This window comes from Lujinxingia vulgaris, from assembly GCF_007997005.1.
In the GTDB taxonomy this organism is placed as follows: Bacteria; Myxococcota_A; Bradymonadia; order Bradymonadales; family Bradymonadaceae; genus Lujinxingia.
In genome coordinates this window covers 1-21352 of the sequence record NZ_VOSL01000002.1, presented here as the reverse complement: position 1 = coordinate 21352, position 21352 = coordinate 1, and the positions used below count along the sequence as shown (strand labels likewise).

The window sequence follows — 21352 nt, the reverse complement described above, 5'->3', positions numbered from 1 at the left end:
CTGGCCTCCCTGTCGATCCCACCGCATCTTCTTCGACATACCGGCAACCCACTCGCCCGACCCCACTCGGGCCCTCTTCCACCCCTGAGCCACGGAGCACACATGCGCGTCATGGTCATTGTCAAAGCCACCCCCAACTCCGAAGCCGGCCACATGCCTACCGAGGAGCAACTCACCGCTATGGGCAACTACAACCAGCAGCTCGTCGACGCCGGCATCATGGTCGCCGGCGAGGGCCTGCACCCGAGCCGCAAAGGGGCGCGGGTGCGTTTTACCGAGGGAGGCACCTCCGTCACCGACGGCCCCTTTGCCGAGACCAGAGAGCTCATCGCCGGGTTCTGGATCTGGCAGGTCGACTCCATGGAAGACGCCATCGCCTGGGCCCGCAAGTGCCCCTCCCCCATGCCTGGCGAAGAGGCCGAACTGGAGCTTCGCCCCATCTTCGAAGATGAGGACTTCGGCGAGGAGTTCACCCCGGAGCTGCGCGAGCAGGAGGCGAAGATGCGCGAAAAGCTCCAGCAGAACCCGCCCTCCTGAATCTGCGAGTCACGCCCTGTCGCGATGCCCCTGGGTCGCCCCACACCCGCACAAAACCTTGTGCTTCGGCAACCCAGGGTCATCGCTCGCAACGACCCTCGGTCACCCGTCGCAACGACCCTGGGTCACCTCCAAACACGACCCTCGGTCACCTCCAAACAGCATGTCGCCTCGCGATCAGACGACCCTCGGTCACCTCCAAACTCGACCCTGGGTCACCTCCAAACACGACCCTGGGTCACCTCCCTCCCCCATCCCCGGCTGGCATCCCCCCACCCTCCGTGCCAATCTGTGCGCCTCACAGACCCCGCACCCGAGCACACGATGCCCCTCCTGCCCCAAGCTCCCCGCCAGACCGCCCTCCTCCTCCCCCTCATCGCCTTCATCACCGCGCTGACCCTGCTCAACGTCCCTCAGCCAGCCCACGCCCAGACCGCCTCCAACTCCCGCTGCCAGACCGTCGCCGCCATGCCCACCCCCGCCGACCTCTCGCCGCTGGCCGAGCGCCTCGACGCCGAGCACCCCACCCGCCAGTCCATGCAAACCCTGGATGCCTGGCGCACCCGCGCCCTGGCCGACTGCGACGCCACCGGCGAGCTGCACAGCGACGCGGATTTGACCGCGATGCGCCACCGCGCCGACTTTCTGCGCGAGGCAAGCGCCGCGCTGCCGCGCCTGGAAGACTACCTCCAGCGCCGCCACGAGCTCCTCGACCAGGCCCTGGCCACAGGCGATATCACCGAGGCCACCCACACCCGCTTTCGCACCGAGCTCGACGCCTGCGTGGACCCCACCTTCGCCAACCTCCCCCCCGGCGAAGGCGGCGCCGCCGAGTTTCACGCCTGGAACACCCCCATCGAGCGCTGCCTGAGCACCCTCGACATCAAACTGCGCGACCTCTCCGATGGCGAGCCCTCCTCCGGCACCCTCTTCTGGCTGCTCCTGGCCGCCACCCTCGGCCTCTCCGCCGCCGGCGTTGCACTCGCCTACGCCAAACACCGCAAAAACGAACGCCAGGCCCAGCCCTGACCCGACCCCGCGCCCCCTGGACTGAACGGCCGTTCAAGATTTAGGATGGCAGACATGCCCTGAAGCACCTCTTTCTCGACGCGATGAAGCGCCCGAAGGCTCCCGAGCCCTCAAGCCGCTCCTCCGATCCCGAAAAAAACGCTCTAAAGCACTCAAGCCGCTCCTCCCATCCCGAGAAAAACGCTCGAAAGCACTCAAAACGCTCCTCCATGATCGAAAGAAAGGACTCCCGAGCCCTCGTCTCGCTCCTCCGATCCCGAAAAAAACGCTCTAAAGCACTCAAGCCGCTCCTCCCATCCAACACCGAGACCTCACGAGCCCTCAACCCAACCGCCATCATAAACGCCGAGAGCACCTGCACCTGCACGAGCACCAGCACGAGATCGAGACCGAGATCGAGATCGAGACCGAGATCGAGATCGAGACCGAGATCGAGATCGAGACCGAGATCGAGATCGAGACCGAGATCGAGATCGAGACCGAGATCGAGATCGAGACCGAGATCGAGCCCGAGATCGAGCCCGAGATCGAGATCGAGATCGAGACCGAGATCGAGATCGAGATCGAGATCGAGATCGAGATCGAGACCGAGATCGAGATCGAGATCGAGATCGAGATCGAGATCAAGCCCGAGCACGCCCCCCCCAAAAAAAGAACCGGAGCCCCCAATTGCCCTCTCTCGACACCTCGCCACTCTCCATCCCCGAAATCTTCGGCCTCACCAACCCCTCGCAACGCCTGCGCGAGGCGATGCTCATGCTCCGCGGCGATCCCCACACCCCGCCCAGCCGCTTCGACACCACCAGCCTGAAGATCTTACACCCGCGCCTGAGCCTCTCCACCTGGCTGGGCCTCACCCGCAAAGACGGCCTCATTCCCATCTACAACCTCTTTAACCACACCCCGACTCCGGTCGAAGACGGCTGGTCGGTGCGAGTCACCCGGGTCACCGACTACCGCGGCAAGGAGCGCACCTACGACAGCCACAACGGCACCGACTTCGCCATTCCCGTGGGCACCGTCGTGGTGGCCCCGGCGCCGGGCCGCGTCGTGCGCGTCTCCAACGAGTTCCACCGCGGCGGGCTCAAGGTTGTGATCGACCACGGCCGCGGGCTCATCACCACCAGCAACCACCTCGGGCGCGCGCTGGTCACGCCGGGCCAGATGGTCACCCGCGCCCAGCCCATCGCCCTGGCCGGCGGCTCCGGCGTCGACATGCTCGCCGCCTTCCCCTGGTCGGCGCCGCATGTGCATTTTAACACCTGGCTCAACGGCCTCCCCATCGATCCCTTCGCCCGCGAGACCACCGACGAGGCCTCCATCTGGCGGGTCTACAACGATCCCAAACCCTACCAGGGCGATCTGCCCGACGAGGAGGTCGAGCCCACCGAATGGGACGAGGACGCCCTGAGCGCGGCCATCGACGCCTGCACCGACCCCGCGCTTCGACGCCACCTGCGCGCGTTGCGCGGCACCGACTTCCGCGCGGCGGCCACCATCTTCCACATCAACTACTTCCCGACACGCTTTCCGCTCAAGCCGATGATCTACGCCAAAACCTTCGCGCGCGAGCCGCGCCTCGACCTGCCCTTTCGCGCCGAGGACTTTCGCGGCATCATCCACCGCGAACACATCTAAGCGCCGGGCCTACGGTCCGGCCCTCCCCTGAAGCCCTCCGACGCCTGCGTGTTCGATGGTGATGCGTGCGTCGGCGCGTCGAAACGTTGCTGATCGAAGGAATCGTTATGCACCGCACCCACCTGCTCTGGCCTCTGGCGCTGACCGCACTGCTGGCGGCCTGCTCCGAGCCCGCCGACACCGAGACCCCGGACGCCGATCTTGCGGACACCTCCGAAGACGCCGGCCCCGACACCGACGGCGACACCACCCCGGACCCGCTCCCCACCGCGCGCACCACCGACTGCGACGCGCTGATGCCCTCGTACTGCACGCTGCCCTGGCCCTCCAACCTCTACCTTAAGGAAGACGCGAGCCGCCCCACCGGCTACACGCTGGACTTCGGCGCCGAGAGCCTCCCCGAGAGCCGCGACGGTCATATCGATCCGGCGGCCTACCGCCGCCTCGACGGCTACGGCCTGGGCACCCCCATCACCGTGCTCTTCCCCGGCATCGACACCTCCCAGATGCCCGCCGAAGACTCGATCGAGCGCTCCCTGGAAGACGACGATCGCCAGATCCTGCTTTTGCGCGTCACCGACGAGGGCGTCGAACATGTGCCCTTCTGGGCCGAGCTCGACTCCAAGGCGACCTCACCCGAGACGCAGGTCCTCTTTATCCGTCCGGCGGTGATCTTAGAGCTCAACAGCCACTACATCGTGGCCATGCGCAACCTGCAAACCACCGACGGCCAGCCCTTTGAGCCCTCCGAGGCCTTTGAGGCCTACCGATCTGGCGAGGCCGCCGAAGATCCCGAACTCGCCTGGCGCCAGCCCCGCTTCGACCGCCTCTTCGAGATCCTCGAAGACGAAGGCGTCGATCACGACGAGCTTACCCTGGCCTGGGACTTCCACACCGGCAGCTCCGAGAGCCTCCACGGCGACGTGCGCGCCATGGTCACCGACGCCCTGAGCGCCATCGAGGAGACCCCCGTCCAGTTCACCGTCGACCGCCTCGTCGAAAACACCCCGGAGGAGCACCCGCACATCGCGCTCGACATCCTCGGCACTTTCACCGTGCCCTCCTTCGTCACCCGCTCTGAGCGCGCCCCGGCCCGAGGCTTTCTGCTTAACCGCACCCCCGAGGGCGACATCACTCAGGACGGCACGCTTGAGGCCACCTACTGGCTGCGCATCCCCCACTCCGCCCTCGACGGCACCCCCCACGGCCTTGTCACCTACGGTCACGGCATGCTCGGCAGCGGCGAAGAGATCACCTACGGATCGAACGACACGGCGAAAATCGCCAACGAGAATAACCTGATCTTCTTCGCGACCTCCTTCTCCGGCTTCTCCTCCGACGACATTCCCCTGGCCGGCTTCGCGCTGCAGCACGCCACCTACTTCGAAGAGCTCGTCGACCGCATGCACCAGGGCATCGTCAACTACGCCGTGCTCACCCGCGCGATGCGCGAGGGTCTTAGCGAGATCGACGAGCTCCAGCCCTACGACATCACCGTCAACCCCGACGAGCACTACTACATGGGCATCTCCCAGGGCGGCATCTTCGGCGCCACCTTCCTGGCGTTGACCCCCGACATTGAGCGCGGCCACCTGGGCGTGCCCGGCATCAACTACGCCATGCTCATGGAGCGCTCCGTCAACTTTGGCACCTACTTCGCCTTCCTCAACCTGGGCTACCCCGACCGCGTCGACCAGGGCCTGGCCATCGCCGCCATTCAGCTGCTCTGGGACACCATCGACCCCATCAGCTACATGCGCCACATCAACCACGCCCCCTTCTTCGAGAGCGACAAACGCGCCCTGCTCGCCCCGGCCAAAGGCGACTACCAGGTCGCCGTGGTCACCAACGAGATCGTCGCCCGCACCGACATCGGCATCCCGCTCCTCGACAACTACGACGTCGACCGCCAGCCCTACGCCGTGCCCACCACCCCCTACCCCCATGAGGGCTCCGGGGTGGTCCTCTACGACTTCGGAAACCCCTGGCCCGCCATCGGCCCCCAGCCCCCCGAAGACGAGCTCGGCGACCCCCACGGCCTCCCCCGCCGCCTGGAAGAACACCAGCAACAAATGATCGAGTTCTTCCGCACCGGCACCATCGTCGACGTCTGCCAGAACGCCCCCTGCGTCTTCCCCCGCGACTGATCTTTTCAACCAGCAAACCCGCATCACAAAAGGCCGGAGCCCGCTCCGGCCTTTTTTTCATGCGCCTCCCAACCCGAGCGCATCCAGGGCGGCGATGACAAGGAGCAAGGACGACGCTGTGGCAGCGCCACCGCGAGGACGCAGCGACGCCGTCAGCGTCGTCCTGGGGCGCTCGGCACCCAACCCGAGCGCATCCAGGGCGGCGGATGACAAGGAGCAAGGACGACGCTGTGGCAGCGCCACCGCGAGGACGCAGCGACGCCGTCAGCGTCGTCCTGGGGCGCTCGGCGCCCCTCAACCACCCAACCACAACCCGCACACCCCCCAACGCCCTCACGAATCGCCCCACACCGCGAACCCCCGCGCCCCACAACCACCTGACCACAAATCGACCCACACTCGCGAACCACGGCGCCCCACAACCACCTAACCACAAACCGCACACCCCCCAACGCCCTCACGAATCGCCCCACACCGCGAACCCCCGCGCCTTGGGTAATTATCGACCGTGCCCACCTTCTAAAAGCCTGCGCAACCTCATCGAAACACCCGACGCCGAGGCCCCCGATGAAGATCCTCCTGGCCACCGACCTCTCCCTGGAAGCCGAAAGCGCCGCACGCTGGGCCCTCGATCTACGCGATCGCATCCTCACCTCCGATCGCCCCGCCTCCCTGAGCGCCCTCTATGTGGCGCCGCCGGAGCACTACTCGGTGCGCTCCGGGGAGCCCCTCTCCGAGAACCCCGACTTCAACGCTCGCCAGACCCACCAGGTCCGCGACTGGCTGCGCACCTTAAGCCCCACCACCGACGACATCGACATCCTCCTCGAAGAAGGCAATCCCGCCGCCGTCATCACCGACTTCTGCCAGAAGCACCACGTCGACTGGCTCGTGCTCGGCACCAGCGGCGCCGGCGCCATCAGCCGCGCGCTCCTCGGCTCCACCGCCATGAAGCTCGCCCATCGCGCCCCCTGCAAGACCGTGCTGGTGCAGCCCGACCACGACACCTTAAGCGCCGCGCCACGGCTGAGCGTCGCCGTCGACTTTCTGCCCGGCTCTCAGGCCGCCCTATTCAGCGGCGCGCACCTGGCGCACCTGACCGGCGCGCAGCTTGATCTGGTGCACATCCTCCACGACACCCCCACCCCCACGCTCAACACGGGCCTGGTCAATTACCTCTCCCCTCAAGACCTCGATCAGCTCACCGAGCGCACCCGGGAGTGCCTCATCGAGCTCGGCGTCCAGGTCAAGACCCTCTACCCCGAGCTGACCTTCGCCTCCCACGTCTACGCCGGCCCCACCGTCGCCACCCTCACCCACCACTGCGAGACCCAACCCGTCGATCTTCTAATCCTGGGCAAAAAGAGCCGCTCCGCCCTTCAGGACCGCGCCCTGGGCTCCATCGCCAGCGCGATGGCCCGGAAACACCCCACCTCCCTGATGCTCGTGCCCCCCGAAGATCACCTGGACCGCTGATCACCCCGCAAGCCAGCGCGGCTAGACGTGCTCCGGCGGCGTCTCCGCCCCGCTGCGCCCCGCACGTTTCTCAAGGCCCCGGGGAGGCTTCACCTCCAGGGTCACCTGCATCGCCAGCTCACCGACATCATCGTCGGGCTTGGAGTCCACCGCCTCCGCCGCTGGCACGAGCTTCGCCCCGTGACGCTCCCACCACGCCTTCGCCTGCGCCGCATCCCAGCGCTCGCTGGCCGCACACGCCTCCAGCGCCTCGCCAAGTGCCTTCATCGTCGCCGGACGCTCCGCCGCCTTGCGGCTCAAACACAACATCACCAGCTCCTCAAGATCCTGGTCGATCGCCCGCCCCAGCACCTCCGAGGGGCGCGGCGGATCTTCGTTGATCTGCTTGAGCATCACCTTCACCGCCGAGCTGTCTTCATAGGGGTGCTGACCGGTCAACAACACGTAGGCCACCGCCCCCAGCGCAAAAATATCCACGCGCACATCATCAGCCCCCTGCCCCAGGATCACCTCCGGCGCCATAAAGCCCGGCGAGCCCTGCAGGATGTCCTGGCCGGTCAGCTGCACTTCGCGCGGGGCGTGAATGTCTTTCACGAGCCCGAAATCCAGCACTTTCACAAAATCCCCCAGCCCCCCGCGATCGCCGACCACAATATTGCCCGGCTTGATATCCCGGTGAATCAACCCGGCCTCATGTGCCTCAGCCAGCGCCCCGCACACCTGCCGCAACAGATAGATCGTGCGCCCCTCATCAAGCGGCCCGCAGAAGTTGATCAGCTCCAGCAGCGTCACCCCGCCGAGCAGCTCCATCGCATAATAAAAGACCCCCTCGGTGGTCCGACCGTAGTCGTAGATCGTGATCGTGTTGGGGTGCGTCAGCTTGCAGGTCAGCTGCACCTCCCGCTCAAAACGCCGCACCGACTCCCGGTCGTAGAGTTCCCCCTTGAGCAACTTCACCGCCGTGGGCCGCTGCAACATCGCGTGGCGCGCCCGATACACCGTGCCCATGCCCCCCTCCCCGATCTTCGTCTCCAGGGTGTACTGCCCCAGGCGCTGGGCGGCGTCGATCACCTGCTCAAAGCGCCGCCTGTAGGAGCGCGAGGTCCGCACCCCCACCAGCACCGCGAGCCCCAGCGCCAGCAGCGTCAACCCCAGCGTCACGTTGCGCTGCCGCTCGATCACCCCGGTAAAGTCCGCGCGCGGCACCACCGTAGCGATCGTCAGATCGCGCTGCCCCAGCGCCACGGCCCGAAATCCCGTCCAGTAGCGCTCCCCGGAGGCCCGCACCTCCACAAGCCCCTGCCCGCTCCCACCCTCGCGCCAGCGCGTGAGCGCCTCCTGCAGCTCCCACAACCCCAGCTCCGAGATCGACTTGAGCACATCGGCCCGGATCGCCTCCTCAGCCTCGTAACGCCCCCGCGCCGGAAGGCCCATCACCGTCTCATCGCCGGCGAGCACCGCCACATAGCCGCGCTCGGTGGGGCGGATGCCGGTGGAGAAGGCCGAGACATCGCTGAGCAACACATCCAGCGCCACCACCTGCGCGCCGCCATCGGGCGCCTCAAAGCGCGTCGACGCGGTGATGCCCGGGTCTTTCGTCGTAAAAAAGGTATAAGGCTCAGTCCAGTGCACCTGACGCACGCCGGCCGACATCGCCCCGATGTACCAGGGGCGCTTGCGCGTCTCGTAGTCGCTCTGCTCCTCCCAGCGCTCCACCACCTTGCCGTCGGCGTCGCGGCGCACCCAGCGCACCACATCGCCGCGCCTCCCCCGGTCGACCAGCCGGTTGACCCAGCCCTCGCCCTGCTCCAGCAGCAGATATTCGCGCCCCTCGGCGTCGGCATAGATCACCGACGTCACCTGATCGAGGCGGCTGAGCACCGGCATCAGCCGCGCGTTCATCGCCTCAACATCCTCCTCATTGAGGCTCAACTCTCCGCTGGCGCCCCAGTCGGCCAGCACCTTAAGCTGGGTGGAGACCGGCACAAAAAAGCGGTCGAGCTCGGCATCCGCCCGCTCCACCGCCTGATCGATCGCCTGCTCCGAGAGCTCCTCGACCGCCCGGTACGACCCGATCAAAAACACCAGCGCCACCGCCCCGGCCGTCAGCAGGGTGAGCAAGACGAGGTTGCGCACCAGCTGGTGCCGCAACGTCGTATCCCGCTTCCCCACGCCGATGTCCTCCAGGCGACTCATCTCACTCCTGACAGCGATGGCATCTCACCCAACCCATCAAACCCGCTTCAATCCCTCTTCCCACAACTCCAGATGCATGTTGCGCCGCTGCTGGCTCATCGCCGGCTTAAAGCGCGCATCCTCCTGCCACGTCTCGCGGATCTCTTTGAAATCACTGAAAATTCCGGCACCAAGCCCCGCCAGAAGCGCTGCCCCCAGGGCGGTGGTATCCGTCATCTTCGGGCGCACGATCTCCCGGTTCAAAAAGTCCGCCTGCAGCTGCATCAACAACCCGTTCGCGCTCGCCCCACCATCGACGCGCAGCACCTTGAGCTCTTCGCCCAGATCCTGCTCCATCGCCTTGAGCAAGTCCACGTTCTGCAGCGCGATGGCCTCCAGCGCCGCCCGCGCGATATGCGCCCGGGTCGTCCCCCGGGTCAGCCCCCAGATCACCCCGCGCGCGCCCGGATTCCAGTGCGGCGCGCCCAGCCCGGCCAGGCTCGGGATGAGCACCACGCCGTCGCTCGACTCCACCTTGCCGGCCAGCTCCTCGATCTCGGCCGCCGTCTCAAAAAAGCCCAGCCCATCGCGCAGCCACTGCACCAGCGCCCCGGCGATGAACGCGCTCCCCTCCAGCGCGTAGGTCATCTTCCCGTCGATCTTCCAGGCCGCCGTCGAGAGCAGACGATGCCGACTCATCACCGGCTTATCGCCCGTGTTCATCAACAAAAACGCCCCGGTCCCATAGGTGCACTTGGCCTCGCCAGGCTGGTAGCAGACCTGCCCGAAGAGCGCCGACTGCTGATCGCCGGCCATCCCGCAGATCGGCGTCCCGTCGGCCAGCCCCTCAATGCCCTCGACATGCCCGTAGACCTCGGCGTTGCCCACAATCTCAGGCAGCATCGCCCGCGGCACCCGAAAGAGCTCCAGCAAATCGTCGTCCCACTCCCCGGTGTGCAGGTTCATCAAAAGCGTGCGCGAGGCGTTGGAGACGTCGGTGGCGTGCACCTTGCCGCCGGTCAGCCGCCAGAGCAGAAAGCTATCGATCGTCCCGAATTTAAGCTCTCCCTTCTCCGCGCGACGCCGCGCCCCGCCCACCTGATCGAGGATCCACTCGATCTTCGTGCCCGAGAAATAAGGATCGAGAATCAGCCCGGTGCGCTCGCGCACCATCGGCTCATGCCCATCGTCGGCGAACTGCTGAATCCGCCCTCGGGTGCGACGATCCTGCCAGACGATCGCGTTATGAATCGCCTCGCCAGTAGTGCCATCCCAGACCACCGTCGTCTCGCGCTGATTGGTGATGCCCACCGCCACGATCTCCTCGGGCCGCACCCCGGCCTGCGCCACCGCCGCCTTGATCGTGCTGCAGGTCGAGCGCCAGATCGCCTCCGGATCGTGCTCCACCCACGAGGGTTTGGGAAAGATCTGCTCAAACTCCTCATTGACTCGCCCCACCACATGGAGCGCGTCATCCAGAATAATGACCGTCGTGCCCGTCGTACCCTGATCGATGGCGCAGATATAACTCGTCATGCTCTCCCCGCGTCGCGGTTATTTAAAGGATCCAATAAAGGCTCTGAGGTGGCCAACCATACCAGCTGGCAAACCCACTGACTATAAAAGCGCTGGCTGCAGAACATAAAAATACGCCCCCCGAGTTCATGGAACCCGGGGGGCGACACATCACAGCATGCGCATAACATCACGCGATGACGTCTTACTACGCCATGAGCAGAAGGTGACGTCGATGGCTGCGAGATTGAGAGCTTCTCGGGCAAAGCGCGAAACGCAGGCGATGCATTAGCATCGTCGAGGCTTTGCAACGCTGCCCGAGGTGCTCTCAACGCAGCAGACACGGCGTCGACGATAGCTCACGGCGTATTATTTGGCGTCGGCGATCTCAAAGTTCTCCGGGTGCTTGTCGCGCTGACCCCGCAGGTGGATCTTCTTCTCGAAGGTTTTTTCCAGATCCTGGATCGTCTTACGCTCCGCGCTGAGCATGTACGAAACGACCTCGGAGTTGGCCTCCACATAGACGTCTTTGTTGGCGAAGGCGCGCGCCTCGCGGCGGATCTCGCGCACGATCTCCGCGCTCACCGTCTCGGCGCTCTTCACATGCCCTAAGCCCTTGCAGCGCTCACAGGGGTCGCACATGTACTGCACCAGCGACTCCCGCACCCGCTTGCGCGTCATCTCCACCAGCCCGAACTCCGAGATGGCCAGCGAGTTGGTCGTCACCCGATCTTTTTTGAGCGCAGCCTCCAGCGTGCGGTAGACCTTCTCGCGGTTGCGGGCATCCTCCATATCGATGAAGTCGATGATGATGATGCCCCCGATGTTGCGCAGCCGCAGCTGGTAGACGACCTCCTCGGCCGCCTCCAGGTTCGTGCGCAAAATCGTCTCCTCAAGGTCCGAGCCGCTGCCCACGAACTTCCCGGTGTTCACATCCACCGCCGTGAGCGCCTCGGTCTTATCAAACACCAGGCTTCCCCCGCTCGGCAGCGGCACCTCCCGCGCCAGCGCCCGGTCGATCTCCACCTCGATGCCGTAGGCATCAAAAATGGGCTCATCGGCGCCGTACATCTCAATATTCTCGGCAAACGAAGGCATATAATGCTTCGTAAACCCGCTGACCCGCTTGTAGGCCTCCTCATCATCGACGATGAGCTTGCCCACATCGGTGGTGAAAAGATCGCGGGCCGCGCGCAGCAACAGGTCCGGCTCCTCATTGAGCAGGTAGGGCGCCTTGACCTGATTGGCCTTATCCAGGATGTCGGTCCACAGCTTGACCAGCAGCTGCATGTCGCGCACCAGCTTATCCTCGCTGATGTTCTCGCTGACGGTACGCACGATAAAGCCGGTGCCCGGCGGGCGGTTCTCCTCGACGAGCTTGCGCAGCCGCTTGCGCTCTTTCTCCGACTCGATGCGCCGGCTGATCCCCACATGCGAGACCGTGGGCATGAACACCACGTAGCGCCCCGGCAGCGAGATATGCCCGGTGAGCCGGGCGCCCTTGGTGCCCATCGGCTCCTTGGCCACCTGCACCAGCACCTCCTGCCCCTCTTTGATGCAGTCGGAGATGTTGATCTTGCGGCTGATCTTGCCGCGGGAGGGCGGCGGCCACTGGTCGCCGTCTTCTTCCAGAAGGTTGATATCCTTCTCGAAGTTGTAGAAGTCGCTCACATGCAGAAAGCCCGCCTTCTCCTGGGCCACATCCACAAACGCCGCCTGCATCCCGGGCAGCACGCGCAACACCTTCCCCTTATAGATGTTGCCGGCCACCCCGCGATCGCGGCGGCGCTCCATATAGATTTCGCTCAAGAGCCCGTCCTCGATCAGCGCCACGCGCGTCTCGGAGCGGGTCGAATTGACCACCAGAATATTGGACATGTCACCTCATCGCGAACCCCCGCGTGCCTTCGATCATCTCACCGGCAAGCCGTCCTCCTCGAAAGCGCCCGCGACCTGTAAGAGGTCGCCGAACGCCGCCGAGAAGACGCACCGAAGCCGGGCGTCGATCACGACACACAAAAGCTCGTCTCTATCGGGTTGAATCGCGCTCAAAATCGTCACATATCACGCAGGCACCTCAAAAAATCGCCAGCCCGACCGACGTCACCGCCCTGCGGACCGGCACCCTTGCAGGCGCCCATAACATCTTGAAAATGTTTGACAAACTCGCTACCCACAGCCCCCGACATCACCTCATCCGGGACGCCAAAAGGCCCGTCGCAGCGCGCTCTTCTCTTCACCCCGAGCTATATCACAGCCCCAGATCGCCGACTAGCCACGATCCTTTTGCCCAACCTTTTTGCCACCTCTGGAGTAACGCTTAACCATCCGGACAGGCCCCGCCTCCCCTCAACGCCCGATTTCCCCCGAAATCCGCGCTGGCACGCCCCCTGCATTACTCCTCCCCACCTGAGACGGAGCGGCGAATGTTCCCCAACACTCCAGAGCGCTCCCGGGTTTGCGACGGGCACCCCGCTCCCCACGGGGTGCCCGCGCCTTTTCTTGTTTTTTCAACGACAAAACAACGACCGCATCCAGCGCATCTCCACCTAATCTAACGCGTGCCCCCAAACCCGACCGCATCCAGCGCTCTAACGCGTGCCCCCAAACCCGACCGCATCCAGCGCTCCACCGCCTGTCTTACGCGTGCCCCCAAACCCGAGCGCATCCAGCGCATCTCCACCGCCTATCTCACGCGTGCCCCCAAACCCGAGCGCATCCAGCGCTCCACCGCCTGTCTCACGCGTGCCCCCAAACCCGAGCGCATCCAGCGCATCTCCACCGCCTATCTCACGCGTGCCCCCAAACCCGACCGCATCCAGCGCTCCACCGCCTATCTCACGCGTGCCCCCAAACCCGAGCGCATCCAGCGCTCCACCGCCTATCTTACGCGTGCCCCCAAACCCGAGCGTATCCAGGGCGACGTCTGGCAAGGAGGCAGGGATGAAGCTGTAGCAGCGCTACCGCGAATCCCTGACGACGCAGCCAGCGTCGTCCTGGGGCGCTCGGCGAGGAAGCTGTGGCAGCGCTACCGCGAGTCCGCAGCGACGATGCTAGCGAAGCTCTGGGGCGGTCGGCACGGTTGACAAGTTGAAGCGAACGCTCTAAAGATTGAAATTATCGTCATCGCGAATAGTTCGCCCCTCGACGGTGTTCACCTCCCACGAACACCTCGAAGCTGGCACCGGCCTGTCGCGCTCGTCGACGATCCAACACGCTTCAATCCTCCGCGCCGCCTCGCGCTGGGCTGCCCGCCATCCTCGGCGTAACGCCCTCGCAAATGCTTTTCGGCGCAACCCCCGCTCGACCGCCTCACTCCCCTTCTTCCACCCCAGATCCGACCCGCGCGCCCCCATCAACGGCCCCCGACCTCGTCACTGCGGTCTGCATGCCCTGATCCTCAAAGGCGCCCCGGCCCCCTCGCGTTTCCCTACCCTTTTCTGATCCTGACCTGTCTGTCTTTAAGACTCCCCTCCCAAGGAGAACCCCCCGATGAATTTGAAAGAGCTCAAGGAGAAAAAGATCGGCCAGCTTACGCAGATGGCCAAAGAAGCCGGCATCGACGATGCTGGCAACCTGCGCAAGCAAGAGCTGATCTTCGCCCTCCTCCAGAAGCAGGCCGATAAAGAAGGCTCCATCCAGGGCGAAGGCGTCCTGGAGATCCTGCCCGACGGGTTCGGATTCTTGCGCGCCCCAGACTACAACTACCTGCCCGGGCCCGACGATATCTACGTCTCGCCAAGCCAGATCCGCCGCTTTAATCTGCGCACCGGCGACACCGTCAGCGGGCATATCCGCCCGCCCAAAGAGAGCGAGCGCTACTTCGCTCTGCTCAAAGTCGAGAAGGTCAACTTCCAGGATCCCGAGCACGCCCGCGAGAAGATCCTCTTCGACAACCTCACCCCGCTCTACCCCGAAGAGCGCCTGAAGATGGAGACCAAGAAAGACGAGTTCTCCACGCGCATCATCGACCTGCTCACCCCCATCGGTAAGGGCCAGCGCGCGCTGATCGTCGCCCCGCCCCGCACCGGTAAGACCGTGCTGATGCAGGACATCGCCAACGCCATCGGCGACAACCACCCCGACGTCGTCCTCATCGTGCTGCTCATCGACGAGCGCCCCGAAGAGGTCACCGACATGCAGCGCTCGGTGCGCGGCGAAGTCGTCTCCTCGACCTTCGACGAGCCGGCCCAGCGCCACGTGCAGGTCGCCGAGATGGTCATCGAGAAGGCCAAGCGCCTGGTCGAACACAAGCGCGACGTGGTCATCCTCCTCGACTCCATCACTCGCCTGGCCCGCGCCTACAACACGGTGGTGCCCCCCTCCGGCAAGATCCTCTCCGGGGGTGTCGACTCCAACGCCCTGCACAAGCCCAAGCGCTTCTTCGGCGCGGCCCGTAACATCGAAGAGGGCGGAAGCCTCACCATCATCGCCACTGCGCTGATCGACACCGGCAGCCGCATGGACGAGGTGATCTTCGAAGAGTTCAAGGGCACCGGTAACTCCGAGCTGCACCTCGATCGCAAGCTCATGGAGAAGCGCATCTTCCCCTGCCTGGACATCAACCGCTCCGGCACGCGTAAAGAAGAGCTGCTCATGGAAGACAGCCAGCTCAACCGCGTCTGGATTCTGCGCCAGCTCCTCCACCCGCTCAACGTCGTCGACTCGATGGAGTTCCTCATCGACAAGCTCGGCAAGACCGACTCCAACGCCGACTTCCTGCAGTCGATGAGCGGCTGATCTCTGGCATCATCTTTAGAACGCCCCGGAGCCTTGCTGCTCCGGGGCGTTCTCATTGCGCTGACCTTTCCCCTGTCTGCTTGTTGGGCCTGAGCCGAATCCCATGTTCGAAAAACTCAAAGAAGTCGAGGCGCGCTACCACCAGCTCAACAGCCAGCTGGCCGACCCGGAGGTCGCCTCCGACCCCAACACCTTCAGAAAGATCGCCAAAGAGCAGGCGCTGCTCCAGGAAGTCGTCACCACCTACCAGCGCTACCAGAGCGTGGAGGAGGAGATCGCCGAGAACCGCGAGCTTCTCTCCGAAGATGATGACGACGCCATCAAACAGATGGCCAAAGACGAGCTGGAGCGACTCAACCCCGAGCTCGACGCGCTGGCGCAGACCCTCAAACGCCTGCTCCTTCCCCGCGATCCTCTCGACGATAAGAACACCTACCTGGAGATCCGCGCCGGCACCGGCGGCGACGAGGCCGCGCTCTTTGCGGCCGACCTCTTCCGGATGTACGCGCGCTATGCGGAGCGGATGGGCTGGAAGATCGAGATCGTCTCCACCAACGAGACCGACCGCGGGGGCTTTCGCGAGGTCATCGCCCTGATCGAGGGCGATAACGTCTACAGCCGCCTCAAGTTTGAGGCCGGCACCCACCGGGTGCAGCGCGTGCCCGACACCGAAAGCCAGGGCCGCATTCACACCTCGGCGGTCACCGTGGCGGTGCTTCCCGAAGCCGACGATGTGGAGATCAACATCCAGGACAACGATCTCAAGATCGACGTCTACCGCTCCTCCGGCCCCGGCGGGCAGTCGGTCAACACGACCGACTCCGCGGTGCGCATCACCCACCTTCCCACCGGCCTTGTGGTGATCTGCCAGGACGAGAAGAGCCAGCATAAGAACCGCGCCAAGGCGCTGCGCGTGCTCCAGGCGCGACTTCTGGAGCGCGAGCGCGAGGAGCAGCGCCAGGAGATCGAGGCGGAGCGCCGCGGTCAGGTCGGCTCCGGCGACCGCTCTGAGCGCATCCGCACCTACAACTTCCCGCAGTCGCGCATCACCGATCATCGCATCTGCTTTACCACCCACCGCCTCGATGATGTGTTAAGCGGCAACGTCGATGAGCTCATCGATCCACTGATCGCCCACCACCAGGCCGAAGCTCTGCAGAACCTGGAGTAAGGCGCCCAAAGCCAGGCCAGCCCTACTCCAGGCGGCGTTTGATGCGGCCGGTGCTCCCGTCTTCCGCCTCCACGCGCCCGGCCCAGGCCACCCGCAGCTGCGAGCTCTTCTCAACCTCAGCGCGGTTATCCACCATCGCCTCCGGCCGACGCACGTCCAGCGTAAGCGGAAAGCTCGCCAGGGCCTCCCGGTTGCCCAGGCACACCCCGCCGCCGGCCTCCCCGGCGATGTTCTCGGCGATCTTCACATCCTCAATCACCACCCGGAAGGGCAGCTCGTAGCCCGGCTCTCCGATGCGCCCGGCCAGCTCCCGATCCGGGGCGCTGACGGCCAGAATCCCGCCGCCGCTCTCGCCGGCGCGGTTCTTAAAGATCCCGCACCCGAGCATCACCTTCACGCTCGCGTTGATCGCCGCGATGGCCCCTCCCCCGCCCGAGGCCTGGTTGGTGCTGAAGACCACCGACTCAAATTTTGCCTGCCCGCCACCACGCACCAGCACGCCGCCGCCATGCCCACTGCCAGCGCGATTCTGGCTGACCTCGCCACCTTCCAACTGCACCACCGCGCGGCCCACCGCGGCGAGCCCGCCGCCGTGCTCGGTGGCCAGGTTGTTGAGCACCGCGACGTCGTGCGCCTTCACCAGCGCGGCCTTGCCGTCACGCCCGATCGCCACAATCCCCCCGCCCAGCTCGGCGCGGTTCTCAAAGATCAGGCAACGCCGCTCTCCGGTCGCCCGGATCACAAGTCGCCCGCCCATCACCGCGATCGCCCCGCCGGCGCCCCGCGCGTCATTGCCATCAAAGACCGTATCGACCACCCGGGCCAGGCCCCCATCGAGCCCCAACGCACCTCCCCAGCCCCGGGTGGTCTCGCTGTCTTCGGGCCCGCCAATCGCCCCCAGCGCGCGGTTGCGCTGCATCATGCAACGCTCGATCACCAGGGGCTTGGCGAGTTCCTCGGCCCAGATCGCGCCGCCCCGCCCCGCTCGGTTACTATCAAAAATACTCGCAACCACCCTCACCACGCTGCGCCTTATGCGCAGCCCGCCCCCACGCTTGGCCGACGCATTGCTCTTCCACACACAGCCCACAAAGCTCACATCGCGACCGGGCAGCTCCTCGCCGGCGTCCTGCACCTTGACCGCCCCCAGCGAGAACCCCTCAAAGGCGCAGTTGATCACCGCCAACGCGCGACTTCCCATCACCTCCATGCCCCGCTGCGCCACGCCCTCGCGCCCTACCAGATAGCAGCCCACCACCCCCTGCGACTGCCCGGCGCGCACCTTGAGCGCGCAATGCTCCTCACTCGGCGCAAGAATCGTCACCCGCTCCTCATGATCGGGCATCACCTGGGCGCGCAACCACGCCAGACGCTCATCGACGCTCTCCACCCCGGGCATGCAGTCGTTGACGATGACGACCCGGTCGGGCACCTCCAGCGCCTCCTGATAGACCCCGGGACGCACCCGCACCACCACCGCCTTTTTCTGCTTGAGCACCTCCGAGAACGCCCGCCTCACGCCCTCGGCCAGCGAGGTAAAGGGCCTGCGCAGGCTTCCATCCGAGACTTCCCCGGGCTCCCCTTCAAACGCGACATCGACATAGACCACTGGAGCAAGCTCCATGCCCGGCGGCACATAATAGTCGAGTCGTTGCGCCTCCTCGCGCACCTGCTGGCGAACCTCCTCTTCATACTTCGCGCGCCGCTTCTCGCCCACCTCCCCATGCACAAACGCCATCACCGACTCGCCGGCGCCCTCCTCGGCGAACACGACCTCGGCCGGGGGCTCACCGAAGTCGAGCTCTTCACCAACCTCAATGGCCTCGGGCACCTCATCGTCGCTGCCGGCGAGCATGTCGGCGCGCAACATCGGGGTGCGCTGCACCTCGCGCCCCACGTGCTCGACGCGCCGCTCCAGCTCCTCGGCGTCTTCGGCACGCTGGCGCGCCACGTCGCGAAAGATCACGCCGACACCCAGGCTGGTCATCCCCCCGAAAAAATACAGCGCCGCGCTCCCCAGCGGATGCCCGCCCACACACTGACTCCACCCGGCGCTCTCCAACGCCAGATACTCCGGCATCACCCCGGAGAGCGCCGCCGGAAGCAGCCCCTCACTGCCCAGCCAGCACCCCATCACCGGCACCAGCCCCACCGCCATCAGCAGGGCCCCCAGCCCCAGACAGCGCCGCATCCACGCGCGCGCTCTCTGCTCTGCCACACCCATCATCAACTCCCGACCGCGCCGTTCAAAAGCGCCTCCTGGCAAGCATCCACATCGACATCACCACACCCACCACGCCCGTCATCGCCACCGCGGCGAGCCGGCTCGCCCCGGCAAACACATCGACCGCATCGCCTCCGAACGCCTCTAAACTCGCATACGCGTTGGAAACTGGCACCCACCAATTCGCACCGGTCCACCCCAACGCCGCAAGCTGCGCTCCGATCACCCCGAGCAGCACCGCCCAGGCCGCCGGACGTGCGCGCATCGCGGTCGCCACAAAAAGTCCGCTCCCCAGCCCGCTGAAGAGCAGCGCCAGCAACACCAGCGCCAGCCACCCCACCGGCGGCGACGAGGCCCCCCGCATCACCGCCACCGCCACGAAGCCCGCCGTAAACACCACCCCCAGAATGCCCGTGGCTCGCAACGCCCCCATCACCTGCGAGCTGGCGCCCACGCCCAGCGCCCCCTCCCGGGCCCAGCGCCCCCACTCCGACCGCACCTCCCCACAGGCCACCCACGCCCCGGTCCCATAGACCACCGCCGACATCGCCCCCCACGCCTCCTCCACCCCCGGCGTCAGCCCCATCACAGCCAGCGCCAGCAGCGGCCCGGCAGCCACCCACGCCCAGCTGCGCGCCCCGCCGGCCAACAACGCCTCCAGCCGTCGATCCGCAAGCACAGCGGCCTCATACCCATCCCGACTCATCACGCCACCTCCCCGGCCGCATCGATTCCCTCGGCCTCACCGCCTACCACATCGAAACCTTCGAGCCCCTTAGCGCTGCTGCTGATCACGAGCACCGCCCCACCTCGCCCGACCGCCTTGAGCACCTCGAGCTTCGCCTTACGAGCGGCCTCATCCCCCTCGATCACCACCACCCAGTCGCGCGCGCCCAGGAGCGCACACTCGCCAAGCTCGACCTTCCAGCGCGCCAGCGGGTCGATCTCACGAAGGCGCCGCGCGCGCACCTCGCTCAACCCCAGCGTCGTCAGCATTGCCTCAACTCGTTCCCCTCGCTCCTGCACCGGCTCCTCGCGCAGGCCGAGCTCGGCGGCGTAGCCCAGCATCCGCTCCACGGAGAGCCCTTCATAACGTCCCCCCACCTCGCCAGACACATACCCCACCGCATCGCGCTGGCCCGACTCCCCCTGATCTCCTTTCGCCGCAGCCCGCTGCGCCATGAGCCTCTTCATCACCACGCCAACAGCCTCACTACTCCCCCCCACGAGCAGGCGCATCTCACCGGTAGCAACCTCAAAGCTCACCTCGCCAGCCCGGTCTCCTGCCGCCTCGCCCACCCTGAGTTTTGTTGCCCGAATCACCATGTTACCCTCCGCGGCGCGCCGCACCGGCCGCGCCGCTCTCACGTCTCCCTACGCCACCAGCCTGACTGCTATGACCTCTCGCGACCAGCTCCTCCAGACCCTTCACGACGCCATCGCCGCCTGGGACCCGATCGACGATCCGCTCACCTGGCCCGAAGAGCACCTCCTTGAGCTCGCCAGGCCACTCTTCGAGTACCAGTACACCCACAACCTCGCCTACCGCACCCTCTGCCGCAACCGCGGCGTGGGCCCCTCGGCCGATCTGCGCCTGGCGCAGATCCCGGCGGTCCCCACCGACGCCTTCAAAGCCCTCGATCTTTTCAGCGGGCCGGAGCGCGTGCGCACCTTCCGCACCAGCGGCACCACCCAGGGCGCGCGCGGCCAGCACCACTTCGCCACCCTGGAGCTCTACCGCGCCGCGATGCACCCGACCTTTGTGCGCTTCTGCAACCCCGAGACCTCCGCGCTGCGCCTGATCATCCTGGCCCCCTCCCCGGCCGATCTTCCCGACAGCAGCCTCTCGTTTATGCTCGGCGAACTCATGGAGCGCTGGGGCGCAGCTGGAAGTTCCTTTGTGGTGGAGCTTCGTGAGGGCGCCTGGCACCTCGACCCCAAAACCCTGGAACGCGCCCTCCATGAGGCCTGCGCTGACGCCACCCCCACCATGCTGCTGGGCACGGCTTTCGGGTTTGTGGAGCTCCTCGATCGCACCGACGCCTGCTGGCAACTCCCCGAGGGCTCGCGCCTGATGGAGACCGGCGGCTTTAAAGGGCGCTCGCGCACCGTCGACAAGGCCGACCTCTACCGCCTCTTTGAAGAGCGCCTGGGCATCCCGGCGGGGCGCTGTATCAGCGAATACAGCATGACCGAGCTCTCCAGCCAGACCTACACCGACGCCCTGGCAAGCCCTGAGCCCACCGGCCGCCTCTTTGCCCCGCCCTGGCTCAACCTCTCGGTGGTCGACCCGCTCACGCTCCAACCCTTAAGTGAGCCCGGCGCCACGGGACTGATCCGATTTGTCGATCTCGCCAACCTCGACAGCGTCATGGCCGTGCAGACCTCCGACCGCGGCATCCTCCACCCGGACGGCTCGCTGGAGCTGCTGGGGCGCGCGCCCGACGCCGAGCTGCGGGGCTGCAGCCTGACCATCGAAGAGATCGTCGAGGGGGTCGACCCGCGCCGCTGAATCGGCATAGGAGCTCAGAGCTCGGAGCACTCCACCACCCGGACCCAGCTCAACAGGTTGGGCTGGCCATCGTGCCACCAGCGCAGCGGCACCTGCTGCATCTGGCCGGCCGGCGCCACGCGCGTCGCCCCCAGCGACGCGACGCGCTCCACAACGCCCGGCCTCTCGCGCCAGGCCCCGGCCAGCGC

General features: G+C 65.9%; 16 protein-coding genes. 9 read left to right on the top strand and 7 right to left on the bottom strand.

Annotated features, from left to right (window positions below):
• Window positions 1-102 precede the first annotated feature (102 nt).
• Complete coding sequence (locus FRC96_RS00200) at window positions 103-537, top strand: YciI family protein (protein ID WP_146972031.1); 435 nt, start codon at window positions 103-105, stop codon at window positions 535-537.
• A gap of 324 nt (window positions 538-861) precedes the next feature.
• Window positions 862-1566: a hypothetical protein gene (locus FRC96_RS00195; protein WP_146972030.1), complete on the top strand. Its 705-nt coding sequence runs from the start codon at window positions 862-864 to the stop codon at window positions 1564-1566.
• A gap of 40 nt (window positions 1567-1606) precedes the next feature.
• On the opposite strand, the gene FRC96_RS21595 is transcribed toward FRC96_RS00195, so the two are convergent.
• Window positions 1607-2203, bottom strand: coding sequence for a hypothetical protein (locus FRC96_RS21595; protein WP_230469679.1), 597 nt, complete (start codon window positions 2201-2203; stop codon window positions 1607-1609).
• Window positions 2204-2235: 32 nt separating this feature from the next.
• Here FRC96_RS21595 and FRC96_RS00185 point away from each other — a divergent pair, with 32 nt between their 5' ends.
• From FRC96_RS00185 to FRC96_RS00175, 3 genes are all read left to right on the top strand, one after another.
• Window positions 2236-3204, top strand: a complete 969-nt coding sequence (locus tag FRC96_RS00185; protein WP_146972028.1) for a M23 family metallopeptidase — start codon at window positions 2236-2238, stop codon at window positions 3202-3204.
• A gap of 107 nt (window positions 3205-3311) precedes the next feature.
• Window positions 3312-5351: a hypothetical protein gene (locus FRC96_RS00180; protein ID WP_146972027.1), complete on the top strand. Its 2040-nt coding sequence runs from the start codon at window positions 3312-3314 to the stop codon at window positions 5349-5351.
• 567 nt (window positions 5352-5918) lie between these two features.
• Window positions 5919-6827: a universal stress protein gene (locus FRC96_RS00175; RefSeq protein WP_146972026.1), complete on the top strand. Its 909-nt coding sequence runs from the start codon at window positions 5919-5921 to the stop codon at window positions 6825-6827.
• Window positions 6828-6848: 21 nt separating this feature from the next.
• On the opposite strand, the gene FRC96_RS00170 is transcribed toward FRC96_RS00175, so the two are convergent.
• The 3 genes from FRC96_RS00170 to FRC96_RS00160 form a co-directional block, all read right to left on the bottom strand.
• On the bottom strand, window positions 6849-9023 hold the full coding sequence (locus tag FRC96_RS00170; RefSeq protein WP_146972025.1) for a protein kinase domain-containing protein: 2175 nt from the start codon (window positions 9021-9023) through the stop codon (window positions 6849-6851).
• 36 nt (window positions 9024-9059) lie between these two features.
• Entirely contained in the window at window positions 9060-10538 is a 1479-nt protein-coding gene (glpK, locus tag FRC96_RS00165; RefSeq protein WP_146972024.1) for a glycerol kinase GlpK, read from the bottom strand.
• Between the two features lie 348 nt (window positions 10539-10886).
• Window positions 10887-12395, bottom strand: a complete 1509-nt coding sequence (locus tag FRC96_RS00160; protein WP_146972023.1) for an Rne/Rng family ribonuclease — start codon at window positions 12393-12395, stop codon at window positions 10887-10889.
• Between the two features lie 683 nt (window positions 12396-13078).
• Between FRC96_RS00160 and FRC96_RS00155 the strand changes: the two genes are divergently transcribed.
• From FRC96_RS00155 to prfA, 3 genes are all read left to right on the top strand, one after another.
• Window positions 13079-13603 carry a hypothetical protein gene (locus FRC96_RS00155; RefSeq protein WP_146972022.1) on the top strand — a complete coding sequence of 175 codons (525 nt, stop codon included), beginning with the start codon at window positions 13079-13081 and terminating at the stop codon, window positions 13601-13603.
• A gap of 406 nt (window positions 13604-14009) precedes the next feature.
• Window positions 14010-15257 (top strand): transcription termination factor Rho, encoded by a 1248-nt coding sequence (rho, locus tag FRC96_RS00150; protein WP_146972021.1) that lies wholly within the window; start codon window positions 14010-14012, stop codon window positions 15255-15257.
• Between the two features lie 103 nt (window positions 15258-15360).
• Window positions 15361-16428 carry a peptide chain release factor 1 gene (gene prfA / locus FRC96_RS00145; RefSeq protein WP_146972020.1) on the top strand — a complete coding sequence of 356 codons (1068 nt, stop codon included), beginning with the start codon at window positions 15361-15363 and terminating at the stop codon, window positions 16426-16428.
• A 22-nt stretch (window positions 16429-16450) separates the two neighbouring features.
• Here prfA and FRC96_RS00140 read toward each other — a convergent pair whose 3' ends face one another.
• The 3 genes from FRC96_RS00140 to FRC96_RS00130 are packed head-to-tail and all read right to left on the bottom strand — an operon-like array spanning window position 16451 to window position 19978.
• Window positions 16451-18652, bottom strand: coding sequence for a hypothetical protein (locus FRC96_RS00140; RefSeq protein WP_146972019.1), 2202 nt, complete (start codon window positions 18650-18652; stop codon window positions 16451-16453).
• Window positions 18653-18674: 22 nt separating this feature from the next.
• The gene (locus tag FRC96_RS00135) at window positions 18675-19361 is read right to left on the bottom strand and encodes a hypothetical protein (RefSeq protein WP_146972018.1); all 687 of its coding nucleotides are present in this window, start codon (window positions 19359-19361) and stop codon (window positions 18675-18677) included.
• On the bottom strand, window positions 19358-19978 hold the full coding sequence (locus FRC96_RS00130) for a hypothetical protein (protein ID WP_230469678.1): 621 nt from the start codon (window positions 19976-19978) through the stop codon (window positions 19358-19360). Before FRC96_RS00130 ends, FRC96_RS00135 begins: the two co-directional genes overlap by 4 nt.
• Here FRC96_RS00130 and FRC96_RS00125 point away from each other — a divergent pair.
• Window positions 19977-21164 (top strand): hypothetical protein, encoded by a 1188-nt coding sequence (locus tag FRC96_RS00125; RefSeq protein WP_230469677.1) that lies wholly within the window; start codon window positions 19977-19979, stop codon window positions 21162-21164. The two genes, FRC96_RS00130 and FRC96_RS00125, sit on opposite strands and share 2 nt — an antisense overlap.
• Window positions 21165-21352: the final 188 nt, after the last annotated feature.

Excerpts from the sequence above, each read along its gene's own strand:
- FRC96_RS00200 (WP_146972031.1), top strand. The coding sequence starts at position 103 with ATGCGCGTCATGGTCATTGTCAAAGCCACCCCCAACTCCGAAGCCGGC.
- FRC96_RS00195 (WP_146972030.1), top strand. The coding sequence starts at position 862 with ATGCCCCTCCTGCCCCAAGCTCCCCGCCAGACCGCCCTCCTCCTCCCC.
- FRC96_RS00180 (WP_146972027.1), top strand. The coding sequence starts at position 3,312 with ATGCACCGCACCCACCTGCTCTGGCCTCTGGCGCTGACCGCACTGCTG.
- FRC96_RS00175 (WP_146972026.1), top strand. The coding sequence starts at position 5,919 with ATGAAGATCCTCCTGGCCACCGACCTCTCCCTGGAAGCCGAAAGCGCC.
- FRC96_RS00170 (WP_146972025.1), bottom strand. The coding sequence starts at position 9,023 with ATGAGTCGCCTGGAGGACATCGGCGTGGGGAAGCGGGATACGACGTTG.
- glpK (WP_146972024.1), bottom strand. The coding sequence starts at position 10,538 with ATGACGAGTTATATCTGCGCCATCGATCAGGGTACGACGGGCACGACG.
- FRC96_RS00160 (WP_146972023.1), bottom strand. The coding sequence starts at position 12,395 with ATGTCCAATATTCTGGTGGTCAATTCGACCCGCTCCGAGACGCGCGTG.
- rho (WP_146972021.1), top strand. The coding sequence starts at position 14,010 with ATGAATTTGAAAGAGCTCAAGGAGAAAAAGATCGGCCAGCTTACGCAG.
- prfA (WP_146972020.1), top strand. The coding sequence starts at position 15,361 with ATGTTCGAAAAACTCAAAGAAGTCGAGGCGCGCTACCACCAGCTCAAC.
- FRC96_RS00140 (WP_146972019.1), bottom strand. The coding sequence starts at position 18,652 with ATGGGTGTGGCAGAGCAGAGAGCGCGCGCGTGGATGCGGCGCTGTCTG.
- FRC96_RS00125 (WP_230469677.1), top strand. The coding sequence starts at position 19,977 with ATGTTACCCTCCGCGGCGCGCCGCACCGGCCGCGCCGCTCTCACGTCT.
- FRC96_RS00130 (WP_230469678.1), bottom strand. The coding sequence starts at position 19,978 with ATGGTGATTCGGGCAACAAAACTCAGGGTGGGCGAGGCGGCAGGAGAC.